Raw genomic sequence first — 16,061 nt, 5'->3', positions numbered from 1 at the left:
TAGCCGTCCACCATTCCTGATGTAAATTTTGAATAAAATCGAGCATAAAAGTATAATTTGTGACTAAATAAAACTGTGAGAAATTTACCTCGTTCCTAGTCTCCGACTAGGAATGCCCCTCATTAGGGCTGCCGCCTCTCTTACTCGCGGCAGCAGCCCAATGAGCAGCATTTCCACCCAGATGCTAAAAACGAGGTTTGAAAAGGGTTTGGACTTAAATTCATACCCATGAGCAATGTTCTTTACAATATATGTGGTTCAATTAAATGAAAATTGCTGTAAGTTAACAATGCAAATCTGTTGTCTAGTAAGTAACAATTCAATGAATACATAGATAAATTGAATAACCATAAGTATTTTTTCTCAGAGAAACATCATAATTGAGTCAAAGTTTCTAGTTATTTTTAAATATAAGTCAAGCTAAGAATGAAAGCGGTTATTTATAAAGCAAATGTTAATTTTTAGTATGTTGCTTGCTAAACATAATATGGGTTAAATGAGTAAAAAGTAGGTAAATTCATGTAGCTTTAGCTGACCGCAGGGTATTGCCCCTACTGGGAATTGCTATAAGAATGTCTTATAGCACACAACCTTGCTAATCATAATCTGTTAATAATATCAAATCTGCTTAATAACTAACTATTTGTTGGTATTCAATTTCTATACAAGGGATTAGTAATGAGTAAATTATTCAGTCTCTAATCTTACTGTAATTAAATATTTTAGTGAGAGAATCAGGACTTATGCAAATTAAATAGCTTGACAAAACTCTATTTTTACGCCATACTTAATGACAAGTTTATCCAAGTTTTGATTTGATTTTTATTAGCGCTTCGTTGTGATTGAGAGTTAAGTTTTATGGTTAGCGCTATTGTATTTTACGCTACGGGATTAGATATCAAATTAGGATATAACTTAGGAAGCTTTGAAGTAACACACCATTAATTTTCACGCCACAATAGCGACTTTGGGCGGCAAAAGCGTACAACAATTCATATAAAACCAATTTAGATCCATCCAGTTTATTAAGGTAGAAAACTTAGAGGAAAAGCCCTCTTGGTAATTTGCGGATGAGTCTATTCTAATCGACTAAATATAACCAGGCTATCCCCTAAAAAAGCAGAATTGGAATGGAAATATGGCAGTAAATAAAGAAAGCCGATTATTCAGAAAACCCGTAGGTCAATCGCGAATAATCTTAGCAACTTCTCTGACTTTAGCGGCCGGATTAATCACTTTCTATAGTTTGGCACCGTTTTGGTCTAAACCGAAAGTTGTGACACAAGCGAATCCTCCCAAGGCTGCTACGCCTGTGAAACTTGCTGTGACTGCCTTGGGGCGTTTGGAGCCAGAAGGCGAAGTTACTACTTTGACTGCTCCCGCTTCTAATAATGGGGTGCGAGTAGACAAATTGTTGGTAAAAGAAGGAGATACGGTTAAAGCAGGGCAATTATTAGCGTATCTAGAAAATTATGGTCGTTCTAGAACAGCTTTGCAACAGGCTTTAGACCAATTGCAAGTTGCCAAAGCTAAACTAGCGCAGGTGAAATCTGGGGCTAAAACCGGAGATGTCGATGCTCAAAAGGCTGCGATCGCCCGGTTAGAGCCACAATATAAAGGAGACGTTGCTACCCAACAGGCGACAATTGACCGCATCCAGGCGGAAGTAGACAATGCTCAAGCTGAAAACGATCGCTATCAGCAATTATATAAACAAGGTGCGATCGCGGCTTCCATAGCAGATACCAAAGCTTTGCAACTAAAAACGACCCAACAGCAACTAACAGAAGCCCAAGCCACTCTCAAGCGGACTGAAGACACATTCCAAGAACAACGCAAGCAAGCACAAGCGCAACTTAAGAGTATTAGTGAAGTGCGTAGTGTAGATGTTCAAGTAGCACAAACCGAAGTCAACAGTGCCACAACTTCTGTTCAACAAGCAAAAGCCGACTTAGATTTAAGTTACATCAAATCTCCCATAAATGGCAAAATTTTGAAAATTCATGCCAAAACAGGAGAAGTAATCAGCACCAGCAGAGGATTTGCTGAAATAGGTAAGACATCTCAAATGTATGTGATTGCAGAGGTGTATCAAACCGATGTTCAAAAAGTACGTGTAGGACAAAAAGCCACCATTATCAGCACTGCATTTACTGGAAAATTACAGGGAACTGTGAAAGAAATTGGTTGGCAAGTTGACAAGCAAAATATATTCAGCCTCAACCCTGGATCAGATACAGACCGCAGAATAATTGAGGTAAAAATCTCTATTGATAATCCCGCAGATAGTCAGCGAGTGGCTCGTTTCACTAACTTACAGGTAGATGTTGCCATTCATATTTAGTAATTAGTCAATCACCAATTACTAATAACAACTAACAAATAAATCCATGATTTTCAAAATTCCTTTAGGATGGCTACAGCTAGCCCAGCAAAAAGTTCGTTTACTAGTAGCTGTAGCCGGGATTGGTTTTATTGTGCTGCTAATGTTTGTGCAACTTGGTTTTCAAGATGCTCTTTATTCCAGTGCAACCGCAGTGCATCAGCATCTCAAGGGAGATTTATTTTTAGTTAGTTCGCAATATAAATCTTTGACCTCAAATCAAAGCTTTTCGCGGACTCGTTTATACCAATCTCTGGGTTTTAATGGCGTAGAGTCAGTTAGCCCGATGTATTTGCAATTTGCCAAACTTAAAAATCCGGCAACTGGTGAGAAATATTCAATATACGTTATTGGTTTCGATCCAGGCAAACCTGTGATGGACATCCCAGAAGTTGAGGAAAATTTAGATAAACTCAAAATTCCCGATGTCATGCTTTTTGACCGGATTTCGCGTCCAGAGTTTGGCCCAATAGCGGAAAAATTTGATGCGGGAGAGACTGCACAAACAATTGAAATATTTCCATTCAATTCATTAATTGGTTATAGAGTGAGAATTGGTGGTTTATTCAGCTTAGGACCTTCCTTTGGGGTAGACGGAAATTTACTTGTTAGTGACTCAACTTTCTTAAGGATAAATCCTAATAGTCGTCCGGCAGATATGATCGATATCGGTTTGATTTCCCTCAAACCTGGTACTAATGCAGAAACAGTAGTGAAAAATTTGCAAGCAACTTTGCCTAATGATGTCCAAGTTTTCACACGCCAAGGCTTTATCAATTTTGAAAAAAAATATTGGGCAGTCAGAACACCCATTGGTTTTATACTTAACTTGATGTTGACAATGGCTGCGGTTGTGGGGGTAGTTATTGTTTATCAAATTCTTTACAGCAATATTGCTACACAGTTCGTTGCTTATGCCACTTTAAAAGCCATAGGTTATGCCAATAGATATTTATTAAATGTGGTATTTCAGCAAGCTTTAATTTTGGCGATTTTAGGTTATATTCCCGGATTTCTTACTTCTATCTTGCTATATAGTTTTGCAGAACAAGCAACTAAATTACCAATAGTTATGACCACTAATAATGCCCTGATTGTTTTGACTTCAGCAGTTTTAATGTGTATCACATCAGGAGCGCTTGCAATCAACAAACTCCGCTCCGCAGATCCGGGAGATATTTTCTAAGCAATAATTACCTGTGGACTCAAAGTGTTGCTTTGCGTTAATTAGTGGCTAACTCAGGATTGATTTTGAAACGTAGAGTTTGTCAATTCGATTCGCTATAAATTTATGCAAAGCTCTATTAAGATTACCTATTTTTTCTCTCTGCACCTCTGCATCAGATAAAAAATATTCGGTATTCTTTCACCGATAACAGATTTTTAATCCAAAATCCCAAATTCGTATAACCCCTACTTTATGAACCTCAAAAACAAAACCCTCCTAATTACCGGGATTGATGAACTTGTCGGATTACGTACAGCCGAGTTAGCCATAGCGCAAGGAATGAAGGTTCGCGGACTGCAAAGTTCTACAGAACAAAACAAACAATTACAGAATTTAGGTGTTGAGGTAATTATTGGTAGTATCACTGATGCTACTATTGCCCAAAAAGCTTGTCAGGGAGTAGACATCGTTTTACATACATATCAAATTGCCGAAGAAGCTGGTGCAATTAAGCATTTTCGTGATGTCAATGTTGGCGGTACTGTCAACATTGCTAAAGCCGCTAAACAGGCTGGTGTGAAAACATTTGTGCATCTATCCAGTGTGATGGTTTACGGTTTCAATTATCCTAATAGTGTTACAGAATCCGGGCCACTCTCTGGCGAAAATAATCCCTACTGTCAAACGAAAATAGAAGCAGAAACAGCACTCTTAGAACTGAATAATCCCTCAGATTTTGGCATCATTGTTATTCGAGCCGGAGATATTTACGGCCCAGGAAGTATTCCCTGGATAGTCAGGCCAATTCTGATGATGCGTCAAAAATTATTTGCCTATGCCAACGATGGTAAAGGAGTAATCAATCATGTATATATAGATAACCTAATTGATGGCATCTTTCTGGCGATAGAAAAAGAAACCTACGGTGAAATATTTAATATCACCGACGGACAAGAAACTTCGTGGAAAGAGTATTTCATGCGTTTAGCAGCGATGGAAGGTTTACAAGCACCCCTTTCATTACCGAAAGATGAAATCAAGTTGTTTCTAAAGCTACGTGTTCAAGGACAAAAACTTTTTCGCCAAAAAGTTGATATCTTACCAGAGTCTATAGATTTTATGACTCGTCCCTATGCTTGTTCTATTGTCAAAGCACAAACCCTGTTAAATTATAAACCAACAATTGACCTAGAATCAGGTATGCAGCTAACACATGAATGGCTGCAAAAAACAGATATCCAAAAGTTGATCAAATAGTCCACAGATTTTTGTAATCATTGTTGCATCTGCCTAAGAATTAGCTGCAATTAAGCATAAAATAATCCCCAGATTTTTTGAATACTTGTTTTCTATGAGTAGCAATCAGCCACGCTTGAGCATCGGATTACCTGTATACAATGGTGAAAAATTTCTCAAAGAAGCCATAGATTCACTCTTGGCTCAAACCTTTGAAGATTTTGAAATAATTATTTCAGATAATGCATCTACAGATAAAACTGAGGAAATTTGTAGAGCTTATGCCGAACAAGATAAACGTATCTGTTACTACCGCAATCAAAAGAATATCGGTTGCGCTCGCAACTTCAATCGTGTCTTTGAATTGTCTTCAGGTGAGTACTTTAAATGGGCAGCCCATGATGATCTACATGCTCCAGATTTTATCAAGAAGTGTATTGAGGTGCTTGACCAAGATCCGACGATCATCTTGTGTCATTCCCAAGTATATTTCATTGATGAACAGGGGGATTTTCTCCAAAATTACGATATCAAACTCAAGGCAGATGCACTAAAACCACACGAGCGGTTTCACGAATTGCTGACTAAGCATTTATGCTATCAATGTTATGGGGTAATTCGCACCAGTGCTTTGAGAATGATACCGCCGATGGGTGGTTATGGTAATGCAGATGGAATTCTCTTGTTAAGACTTGGTATTCTTGGGAGGTTTTATGAAATCCCTGAATACCTGTTTTTTGCCAGAAGTCATCCGCAACAATCAATGAGTATGTTCTTTCCCAATTACTTGTTGTTTGCTGACAAAAATCAAAAAACATTATTGAGTATGCTGCCTGATTTTTACGCATATACAGTATGGTTTGATTCAGCAAAGAAAGGACAAATTTTATTGCCACATTGGAGAATACTCTGGGAGTATGTATTCTCTATATGGCGTAGTCCCCTGAGTTTGAATGAGCGGCTGTGTTGTCATCGAAGTCTACATCAGCAGTTAAAAGGCACAGAATATCTTTTGCTGAAAGATTTTCTAAGAGTGCTGCAAGGACTTTGGAAAAATTGGCAACCAGCATCAATTCCAGAACAGCAAATCACATTTTGAATAAATTAGTTCAGAAATAAAAGTTTGCTGTTGCAGCTTTTTCTCAGGCAGCATCTCACTTTCGTAAAAAGTTTTGTTTTGTAAAACCTCACCCCAACCCTCTCCTTACTAAGGAGTAAGGAGAGGGAGCAAGAATATTGTTTCTCATCTGGTATTTTTGCAAAACTGAGATGCTCCCTTTTTATCAGCCCCAAAATCACCTATTCTGACTACAAAACTATGTTGAAAGTATCTCAATTGTGTCGTGTTTTAGTTGCTACTTTAGTGAGCATCAGCTTTGCTAAAACAGTGAATGCCGAGCCAACTGCAACGCTTACTGTAGTTGTAAATGGAATACATCACCAAAAAGGTGAGATTTGCTTGCGACTTTATCCAAGTGAACGAGGATTTCCGACGAGTGGTAATAGCGAAGATCAAAGTGGCTGCGTTAAGATTACTGGAAGTTCTGTAAAAAAAGAATTTTTCGGTTTGAAGCCTGGAACTTATGCTGTCGCCGTGGTTGATGATCAGAATGGCGATCGCAAACTCAATAAAGACTTTTTCGGTATTCCTAAAGAAGGTTTTGGGATTTCTAAAAATCCCACTGTGTCCATAGAAACAGGTACACCAAAGTTTCGTGATGCCAGTTTTGTTGTAAACAAAAATACAACAGTCAATATTACCATCAAATATTCGCTTGATTCGTAAAGGGAGTGGGGAGTGGGGAGTGGGGGGATGAGGGAGATGAGGGGGACAAGGGGGACAAGGAGAATAACCTATCTATGCCCAATGCCCAATTCTTCAGAATTACGGTTTAGCTGACACCTACATATAAACAAGCCGAGATTCTACCGGAGATTAAAAATTTAATGGAAGATTTGGCCACATTTCTGTCTAAGTCTTTGATGAGTTGGGTGGTTATTCAGGTGTGTTTAACGCTTGTCTTTATATGGTATCTGCGCTCATCTAAAAAAAAGTTATTACCAGATGATCAGTTGCCCAAAACAGCAGTGATTCTTTGCCTACGCGGAGCCGATCCGTTTTTGCCTAGATGTTTGCGATCGCTCCTAAATCAAAACTATCCACAGTATGATTTAAAGTTGATCGTTGATAGTCACGAAGATCCAGCTTGGAAAATTGCTAGTGAAACGATCACAGAACAAGAAGCGACTAACGTTCAAATCAGCCCTTTGAGAATAGTACGAAACAATTGTAGTCTAAAATGCAGTTCTTTAGTGCAAGCTGTGCGTGAGTTGGACGATTCTTACAAAGTGGTTGCTCTAGTAGATGCTGATACTATAGTACATATGAATTGGCTGCGAGAATTAGTCAGCCCTCTAGGGGATGCCAAAGTGGGGGCAACAACAGGTAATCGTTGGTACGTACCTACAGGTAAGTATTGGGGATCTTTAGTGCGGTACGCAGGCAATGTAGCTACTGTAGTGCAAATGTTTCTCTTCCAAATTCCTTGGGGTGGGACTTTGGCTGTGAAAACAGAAGTGCTTCGCCAAACAGAATTGCTAGATAAATGGGAACAAGCTTTAGGCGAAGATTTTATGATGCACAACATCCTCAAAAAACATGGGTTGCAGGTAAAGTTTGTGCCTTCGCTGTTGATAGTAAATCGTGAAGAGACTGATTTATTCAACTTAATAGACGATCTCAAGCGTCTAATGCTGTATTCTCGATTGTATCATCCACGTTGGTTGGCTTTAGTTAGTGAAGCTGTTTCTAGCATTTTGTTTCCTACTACAGTCATCATCTTAATTCTAAAGTCGTTGTTAGAGGCAAAATGGGAAGCTGCGACTGTCTTATTAAGCTGCTATGGAGTCTATACTGTCTCATTACTTTTGGTAATGCTGGTGTTGGAATTAGAAATACAGCGAGTGGTTCGCTCTAATAACCAAGCGATGCCTATCGGCAAGCCGTTGCACGTCTACGCAAAATTATCAGCTGCTACAATCATCAAAATGTTAATTGCGATTCCCTTGACACAATGGGTTTATGGGTTCGCAATACTATCATCCCTGTGGATCTCAACAGTTACTTGGCGGGGTGTCAGCTATCGGGTTCAAGGCCCCTGGAATGTCAGGCTAGTGGAATATCGCCCTTATCAATGGTTGGATCAGCCTATTGATAGTAAGGTTTCTCTTTGAACTGAATTGCTAGATATGAACTAGGGCATGAAAGTTATTACACTAAACATTCCCTAGTCTTCCAATTATATTATCTTATATTTAGTAGAACAATATTAGCTATAACTCTTGTCAAAATAGACGTTTTTGTTTGTTGATTAGCAAAATGTATTTGCATTAGTGGCAAGGGTTTAGATAAATATATTAAGGGGAATTTTGAATGAGGGTTTTGGATGTTTTGATAAATTTTAAACCTGGTTTATAAACATCAGCTTCACAATCGGTAACTTAGACTAATTTAAAGTTTGTAAATTCTTATTTTAACTGCATTAGGGGGAATTTGTGAGCCAACTAATCAGGATGTTTAAAAAACATTCGCTGCGTAAACCATCAATTAAAAACCACCATTTTCGTAAAATCTTCCCTTTTCTATGACTAAGCAAAAACTTCGCATTGCACTGTTTACAGGATTGTACGCTCCTTTCTTAACTGGAGTTTCCGTTGCAGTACACCAACGGGTTCGTTGGTTGCTAGAGCAAGGACATGAGGTTTTTCTAATCCATCCGCAAATTAACGATCGCTACCCCAAAAATGTAGGCGATCGCCCCATGCCCGGTTTAGATGAAATTCAGTCTTTCCCCAACTTCTCTGCTTACGCATTCCCTACAGAACCACTCATATTATATAAGTCTCTTCCTCAACCATTGCACTATCGACATTGGAGCGATACCAAATTATTGGAGAAATTCAAACCCGATATTATAGTGGTTGAAGAAGCGGCGCAAATGAGAGGTTTATACTCATTTTTCTTGCAAGGTTATGGTCGTCCCATCGGCGTTGAATACGCAAAACGAACAAGAACGCCAATAATATCACTCTTCCATACAGATATCGTTGCGTATATCAAATATTACTTTGGAGATAGGTTCTTTAGCTTGTTTCGTCCGCTCATTCCCACTTTAGTCAAGCAATTTAGTGAGTCTTATGACTTCAATTACTTCTCTTCTAAAGAACAACTCACTAAATACCAAGAACTGAAATGCCAACGCGCTGAATACGTCGCTTATCAAGGCATCGATTGCGAAAAATTTCACCCGCGAAACATTTCTTACAACCCCATTCCTAATGATAACCGACGGACTCTTTTGTTTGTCGGACGCATTACCCCCGAAAAGAATGTTAACCAATTACTTGATATATTTCCGCTCATTGCTGCCAAAATCCCTGATGTCCATCTGGTGATTGTTGGTAGTGGTCCCCTAGATAAAGAAATCCGTCAGCGTGCCCAAAAGTTTGGATCGGGTATTACTGTATGGGGTGAGTCTCACGGCACAGAACTTTTGGGTTGGTTTGCTAGAGCGGATGTTTTTATCAACCCCTCCATTACCGAGAACTTCTGCACTACAAATAACGAGGCATTAGCGTCTGGAACCCCTGTAGTTGCTGTTGTTGCACCCTCAACCTCAGAACAGGTATTTCCTGGGCGTAACGGCTTCCTTGCCCAACCTAACAATCCTACAGACTTCGCCCAAAAGGTGATTGCGATTTTGGGAAATCCTGATTTGAAAGCAGATATGACTAAAAACGCTCGCCCCTCCATACTCGAATTTGATTGGTCGGCATGTATGCAAAAATTAGAAGACAAATTCTACCAGATCGTTGAAGGATCTCAGCAGGTGAAGGTAAGTACACGCAGTATAAAACCACAGCGATAACAAATACAGCGATCGCTAGTATTTAGAGTACTAGCGATCGCTAATTATTCGCTGCCAAGGAACTCCTTAGTATTCAATATCCTCATCTAGTATGATATTTATTAAAAATTCTCTAAAATAAAAAATAAATTTGCAGTGAAATTACTCTGATAACTTTCAATTAATACGTTAATAGCTGTATTATCTTGATGTCATACTACGGTTAATCAAGTAATTTTTATGAAATTTGCACAAAAATTCGCAGTGTCTATTTTTGGAGCAGCTTTTATTGCGTTGGGCACAGGGCAAATAGCGCAAGCAGTACTATTAGTTGAATCAGAGTCAGCCGTAGTAAATCTTGATACTAAAGAAGTGTTATTCACGATAAATTTTAATCAGGTGCCAGACTTTTTCACAGTTGACAAATTCAAGAGGCAAAGCAACTCTTTCCAATACTTTATCGATCCGCATGGGGAATTGCCTATTGTGAATGCCTCCCGTATCTATAGTAACTTTTCCTCAATTATTCGCGGAGATGAAATTCCGGTTGCAGGTGACGTGAGGATACGTGATGTTTTTTCAGTTGGCCCATTGGAACCAAATTCAGGAGGCTGGGGTAAGATTCGGGGTTCAGTACCATACAGCCTCGATGGCACTGTCTTGAAATTTTCAACACCTCTGCAACTTATTGGAGATTCAGATGGCGTGTTTAGCTACCAATTGCTTTTAACTGACTTTGGTAGCTGGAATGGGATTACAAACGAAAATAAGTCTATTATTAGCAGTGTTCCCGAACCTAATTTAGCATTGGGTGTATTAACTTTTGCAGCTTTAAGTTTAGGCTTACGGCTCAAACGTAAACATAACGTGAGTTCGACAAGTCTTATTTGACCTCTCCCCCAGCCCCTCTCCGACGCACAGAGGGGAGCAAAAAGCTTAATTTTTCGTTGCTCCTCCCTTTCCGTTTCGGAGAGGGAGGCTGTCCGGGAGAGGTTCATCGAACTCACGATAAATCAGCCTCCAGTCCGGTAAATCAATACGGTTTAGCACCCCGCCAGCCGTGCAAAATGGGCATAGTAAACAATCCCCACGCCAAACCCGTAATCAACCCAAAAGGTGTAACTAGATAGTTATTAAAACTCCACAAACCAAAAACCTGTGCTGCCAATTCCAAAGGATAAGCCATCATCAGCAGAGTTGCGATCGCCACACCACTCCAGCCATACTGACTTAACCAGTAAAATCCCTTACCACCAGTTAGCCCATACAGCAGGCGAGTAATCAGCAAACCCGTGACAGTGCCATAGCAACGCATACACACAACCATCATAAACGGTGGTGCTAAATCTAACCCCATAGTTGGTTGCGGACATACATGATTACCCATGAAATAAATGATGTCCGCAATTTCCCCAAGCAAAGATACCCCAGACGCAGCCAGAAAGGGAGCAATTGGCGGGCCAAAAACCATCCCCACCAACATAAAATCAGCAATCAAACTGACCCAATTAACCTGCAATTCTTCACTGAAAGCTACTCTTGTCATCTCCCTTTATCTGCGTCCTCTGCGGGAAGCCCTACGGGTTCGCCAGTTCCTTTATGCCGGGGAACCCGTCCACCGGACTGGCTCACCGTTTCACGTCTATGTATTCTTAACCTACCTTATTAACATAAGGACTTGTTAACTTATCCAACTGCTGAATCAACAGACTGAGGAACAAACCCACATCCGTCACCACACCTACTGATTCTACAGAACCGCGATCGCTTAACTTAGTCACCACAGCTGGATTAATATCCACACATACCATTTTCACTCCAGCCGGAGTCATATTCCCGACTCCAATCGAGTGCAGCATTGATGATAGCATTAAAATCATCTCCGTGCCTTCTAAGTGTTTAGCGTATTCCTCCTGTGCTTTAATCAAATCCATTTGGGTATCAGGTAAAGGCCCGTCATCCCGAATCGATCCAGCAAGCACAAAAGGTATATTATTGTGGACACACTCATACATCACGCCACTTTTAAACGCCCCCGCCTCCACAGCTTTCGGAATGCTGCCATAACGACGGATAGTATTAATTACCTTCAGGTGATGGCGATGCCCACCACGGACGGCGACACCCCGCTTCATGTCTACACCCAAGGAAGTGCCCATGATATTTTGCTCAATGTCGTGAACTGCGATCGCATTACCACCCAGCAACGCCTGTACATATCCTTCTCGAATTAGTTGTGCCAAGTGTTCGCCGCCACCAGTATGAATCACCACCGGCCCAGCCGTGACAACTACCTTACCCCCAGCATCGCGGATTTTCCGCAATTCCCAAGCCACTTGCTCAACCACCAATTCCACGCGCCGTTCGCTGGAAACCCCCGCCGACATAAAGCTAAATTCTTGGGTAATGCGTTGTTCCCGCGATTCCGTTTTGCGGATGGTGCGGATACCTAACACGTCTACAATTACCTGTTCGCCAACTTCTAAATCGCGGAGTATTTTACACCGAGCGAGTAAGCCATTGGCAGTTTGAGTAATCGCGATCGCCCCATCCATGCGTTGATTTTCCACCTTCACCCACTCACCATTAATGCGGACTTCCGTGGGATAAATCGTACTGACGTAGAAATCATCAGGCGCTACACCAGCTTGGATCACAGGCTCCAGTTTAGCATCTCGCTCATCATGCGGTAAATCTACAGCACCCAAATCAATCAACAGTGAGATGATTTCTTCCATCACCTCATGGGATGGTGCTGATACCTTCACTTCGGCGGCTGAGGTACTTTGGCGCTGTTCTCCCAAGTTGAAATTCAGGACTTGGAAGCTTCCCCCGGTATCTATAATTAAATCCAAAGCGTGGTTAATTAAGCCAGCGTCCAGCAAGTGTCCTTCCATCCGAATGACGCGGCTTTCTACCGAGACATTAGCATGGATTTCATCTCTAACTGGTTCCGTCACCCGCAGAGTTAAGCATTTAGCCGCGCCACCAGCTTTGAGAAATTCCGTAAGTGGCGTTTCCAGCACTTGGAAACCGGCATCTGCAAGGCGGGTTTTTAAAGCCTCACTCGCCTTGTTCATGATCACGATGCTCTCCACATTCACTGTATTACAAGCGAAGTTGACTGCATCGGCTTCTTCAATGGCGATGCGCTTTTCTGGTGCGACTCGCATCTCAATTAAGCGGTTGGAGTAGGAATCGAAAGCGCCGGGATAGTATAGCAAATAGCCATTTGCTAGGGGACAAAAACAGGTATCCAGGTGATAGAAACGTTCATCTATGAGTCGTAGGGAAAGCACCTCAATATCCAGCCATTTAGCTAGATAAGGGTGAGAATCTAATTCCGAGCGGAAACCGTATCCTGCCCATAACCAGCGTCCTTCTCGATCCAGCAGTGCGTCCCCGGCTCCTTCAAACGGCAAATCTTTGGGGAGTTCATTGACTGTATAACCATTTGCCTCAAACCATTGTTTGAAGAAAGGCTCCTCTCCCTGACGTTCTTTATGTAAAAAGCGACTGAGCACGACGTTATTCCCTAGTACTAACCCAGCGTTGGCGGTAAAAACCAAATCAGGCCAGCCTTTTTCCGGTGGTACTAAGTCTACAATTGCGTGTTCTTTAAGGATCTGGTGTAATCCTTGCCACTGTTGAACGGCGCGATCGCGCGATGATTTGTGAATATTCCCTTCCATCCAGGGATTAATCACATAGTCCACATCGTAGTGGTCAGGAGGACACATTAAAAAGCGAATACGGGAAGTCATAAAAATCTTACAAGCGTTTTAGGTGCTACAAGCTTACTTTGAATACAGATTTTCGATTTACTGATATTTGCTAAAATCTGCTCCTAGAGCTTCTATCTTTTGATAGTTGAAGGCTTTACAAGGGCTTCGTTCTTAATTCTATTACGGAAGATGCCAATAAGTAGAGAAGATGGCAAAATGACATCGAACTGTCCGACATGACTGTTTTAGTAGTGCTGAGTCACCCCACTCTTAGCTTCGAGGTGAAAAGGTAGGGGGCAGATAGCAGAGGGGAAACCCCATACTTAAAAGTACTTCAGTGTTGAATCCAGGACTTACGCAAACAATAGCCCAAAAGAATAATTTTTAGGTAGGGGCAATACCCTGCGGTCAGCTAAGAGACTGACAAATAAAAAAACATCCAACTATTTATTGTGGGGTGGGCGACACGAGAGCCTTTGGTTACTGGGCTCTCGTGTCGCCCACCCCACAAGTAGTAGTAATTTATTTCTTGGAAGTCCCTTAAAGCTACATGAATTGCCCCTACAGGGTATATTTTTGCGTAAGTCCTACAATTATTGTTGGATAGCAGCTGTAATTTTTGGATGGCAAGAGTTTTCAATAAATACTTGTAGCGTGTGGCAATACGTATTAAAGTAACATTGAAACCCAAATGACTGCTAAAAAACGATTCTGGCGAGCAATCAGAATCAAATTTTACCACCGTTTATAAAGGCTTTGAGGAGATTGAAAACTGCATGAAAAAGCAATTGTCGCAGAACTGGCTTATTTCTAAATCTTGGTTACGTTTTTTAATCATCATCCTATTAGTAATAGGTGTATTTTTTCGCTTCGTCAATATTGACAAAAAGATTTATTGGGGTGATGAAGTTTTCTCATCATTACGCATATCTGGCTATACACAGTCAGAAATGAAAAAGCAGTTAGGTAATGGTCATTTGATCAGCATAGAAGAGTTGCATAAATACCAGTATCCCAATCCTGAAAAAAACACAGCTGATACTATTAAAGGGGTTATTTTAGAAGACTCGCAGATTTTGCCGCTATACATCTTGATCACCCGGTTTTGGGTAGAATTGTTTGGGAATTCTGTAGCAGCGACAAGAAGTTTTTCGGCATTCCTGAGTCTGCTGACCTTTCCTTGTCTTTATTGGCTATGTAAAGAATTATTTGGGTCTTCACTAATCGGGTGGGTAGCGATCGCGTTAGTAGCCGTTTCACCTATTCATGTCGTGTATGCCCAAGAAGCAAGAGCATATAGTTTATGGATCGTAACCATTTTAATATCGAGCCTAGCACTGCTGCGAGCCATGCGCCTTAAAACAAAGATTAGTTGGTGCATTTATGCAATAACATTATCACTAGGGTTTTATACTCATCTATTTTTTACCTTGGTTGCTTTTGCACAGGGAATTTATCTAATTGCAATCGAACGCTTCCGATTGAGTAAAACATCGATTTATTACCTGGTATCATCGCTTGCAGGGTTTATAAGTTTTGTACCTTGGATTTGGATTATTATTACTAACCCTCAACCAGAAGCAGTAGATTGGACAAATACTAAACAAACATTATTTGGCTCAGTTACAAGGTGGGCTGGGATTTTCAGTCGGACTTTTCTTGATTTAGGTATTAGCCCTAGCGACCCAGGAAAACTTAAGATTGCATTAATCCCTTTTATTTTAATTATTTTAGTTCTAATGGTCTACTCAATTTATTTTATCTATCGAAGAAGCTCTAAAGAAGTTTGGTTATTTGTTTTAACCTTAATTGGATCTGTAGGGATTCCCCTACTGATAGCGGATTTTGTCTTTCAAAAGCGATACGCTACTAGTCGATATACACTTCCCTCAGTTTTAGGTATACAGTTAGCTGTTGCTTATCTATTTACTACCAAAATCACGTCTGTTTCTACTAAAGTTTGGCAAAAAAAGCTCTGGTCACTTGTAGCATTCATAGTAATTATCAGCGGAGTTACATCTGGTCTGATCCAGTCTCAAGCCCAGATTTGGTGGAACAAATTACCTGAAAAATACCAAGAATATCCTAAAATTGCTAACATTATTAGTCAAGGAAACAAACCACTTTTAATTAGTGATACTGATAATATACTTCCACCAATACAAATGCTTGGTTACTTGGTTGATCCAAAAGTCAAATTTCAAATTGTAGATAAAAATCATTTACCAGAGATTACTAATGGTTTTACTGACATATTCTTGTTCAATCCCTCCGACTTATTAAAAGCTGGAATTGAGAAAATTTATAACTCAAAGTTACAGCAGATAAACGACCTTATCTGGAAAATAACAAAATCTACTTAAGAGGATGTTTAAAAAGTCCTCTTATCAGTAGCAAAACGTTCTAGATCCCCCTAAATCCCCCGATCAATTGGGGGACTTTGATTCCGGTTCCCCCCTTAAAAAGGGGGGCTAGGGGGGATCAATAAGTGCCTAAAATCACAGCCAACCACTTTTCAAACAACCTCTAATACCATTTCACACAAACCCTGATACATATAGATTTCTTGTAGGGGCACGGAGTTGCCCATTGGTGTCAACTTAAGAGGATAAAGCCCATATTTGCTGGGTGCGAGCGTCAAT

Annotated in this window: 11 protein-coding genes; 9 read left to right on the top strand and 2 right to left on the bottom strand. The window is 40.5% G+C overall.

From position 1 onward, the window contains the following. The first annotated feature begins 1,138 nt into the window (after window positions 1-1,138). From HWQ38_RS14340 to HWQ38_RS14305, 8 genes are all read left to right on the top strand, one after another. Complete coding sequence (locus tag HWQ38_RS14340; RefSeq protein ID WP_292794591.1) at window positions 1,139-2,344, top strand: ABC exporter membrane fusion protein; 1,206 nt, start codon at window positions 1,139-1,141, stop codon at window positions 2,342-2,344. Window positions 2,345-2,390: 46 nt separating this feature from the next. Continuing rightward, on the top strand, window positions 2,391-3,569 hold the full coding sequence (gene devC, locus HWQ38_RS14335) for an ABC transporter permease DevC (protein WP_292794589.1): 1,179 nt from the start codon (window positions 2,391-2,393) through the stop codon (window positions 3,567-3,569). A gap of 234 nt (window positions 3,570-3,803) precedes the next feature. Then, entirely contained in the window at window positions 3,804-4,808 is a 1,005-nt protein-coding gene (locus tag HWQ38_RS14330) for an NAD(P)-dependent oxidoreductase (protein WP_292794588.1), read from the top strand. Between the two features lie 94 nt (window positions 4,809-4,902). Next, window positions 4,903-5,886, top strand: a complete 984-nt coding sequence (locus tag HWQ38_RS14325; RefSeq protein ID WP_292794587.1) for a glycosyltransferase family 2 protein — start codon at window positions 4,903-4,905, stop codon at window positions 5,884-5,886. Window positions 5,887-6,105: 219 nt separating this feature from the next. Continuing rightward, the gene (locus HWQ38_RS14320) at window positions 6,106-6,573 is read left to right on the top strand and encodes a DUF2141 domain-containing protein (RefSeq protein ID WP_292794586.1); all 468 of its coding nucleotides are present in this window, start codon (window positions 6,106-6,108) and stop codon (window positions 6,571-6,573) included. 161 nt (window positions 6,574-6,734) lie between these two features. After that, window positions 6,735-8,021: a glycosyltransferase family 2 protein gene (locus tag HWQ38_RS14315; protein ID WP_292794585.1), complete on the top strand. Its 1,287-nt coding sequence runs from the start codon at window positions 6,735-6,737 to the stop codon at window positions 8,019-8,021. 410 nt (window positions 8,022-8,431) lie between these two features. After that, window positions 8,432-9,715 (top strand): glycosyltransferase, encoded by a 1,284-nt coding sequence (locus HWQ38_RS14310; protein WP_292794584.1) that lies wholly within the window; start codon window positions 8,432-8,434, stop codon window positions 9,713-9,715. Between the two features lie 219 nt (window positions 9,716-9,934). Beyond that, window positions 9,935-10,585, top strand: a complete 651-nt coding sequence (locus tag HWQ38_RS14305) for a hypothetical protein (RefSeq protein ID WP_292794583.1) — start codon at window positions 9,935-9,937, stop codon at window positions 10,583-10,585. 142 nt (window positions 10,586-10,727) lie between these two features. Here the strand turns inward: HWQ38_RS14305 and HWQ38_RS14300 are convergent, their stop codons facing one another. Together HWQ38_RS14300 and HWQ38_RS14295 are read right to left on the bottom strand one after the other, a co-directional pair. Further along, complete coding sequence (locus HWQ38_RS14300) at window positions 10,728-11,240, bottom strand: DUF2085 domain-containing protein (protein WP_292794582.1); 513 nt, start codon at window positions 11,238-11,240, stop codon at window positions 10,728-10,730. A gap of 106 nt (window positions 11,241-11,346) precedes the next feature. Next, complete coding sequence (locus tag HWQ38_RS14295; RefSeq protein ID WP_292794581.1) at window positions 11,347-13,458, bottom strand: TIGR00300 family protein; 2,112 nt, start codon at window positions 13,456-13,458, stop codon at window positions 11,347-11,349. A 737-nt stretch (window positions 13,459-14,195) separates the two neighbouring features. Between HWQ38_RS14295 and HWQ38_RS14290 the strand changes: the two genes are divergently transcribed. Beyond that, window positions 14,196-15,782: a glycosyltransferase family 39 protein gene (locus tag HWQ38_RS14290; protein ID WP_292794580.1), complete on the top strand. Its 1,587-nt coding sequence runs from the start codon at window positions 14,196-14,198 to the stop codon at window positions 15,780-15,782. Window positions 15,783-16,061: the final 279 nt, after the last annotated feature.

Origin of the sequence: Nostoc sp. NMS7 (genome assembly GCF_017115085.1) — a bacterium.
Classification (GTDB): Bacteria; Cyanobacteriota; Cyanobacteriia; order Cyanobacteriales; family Nostocaceae; genus Nostoc.
The sequence above is the reverse complement of the archived record's forward strand: the minus strand, read 5'-3'. Positions and strand labels throughout refer to the sequence as shown.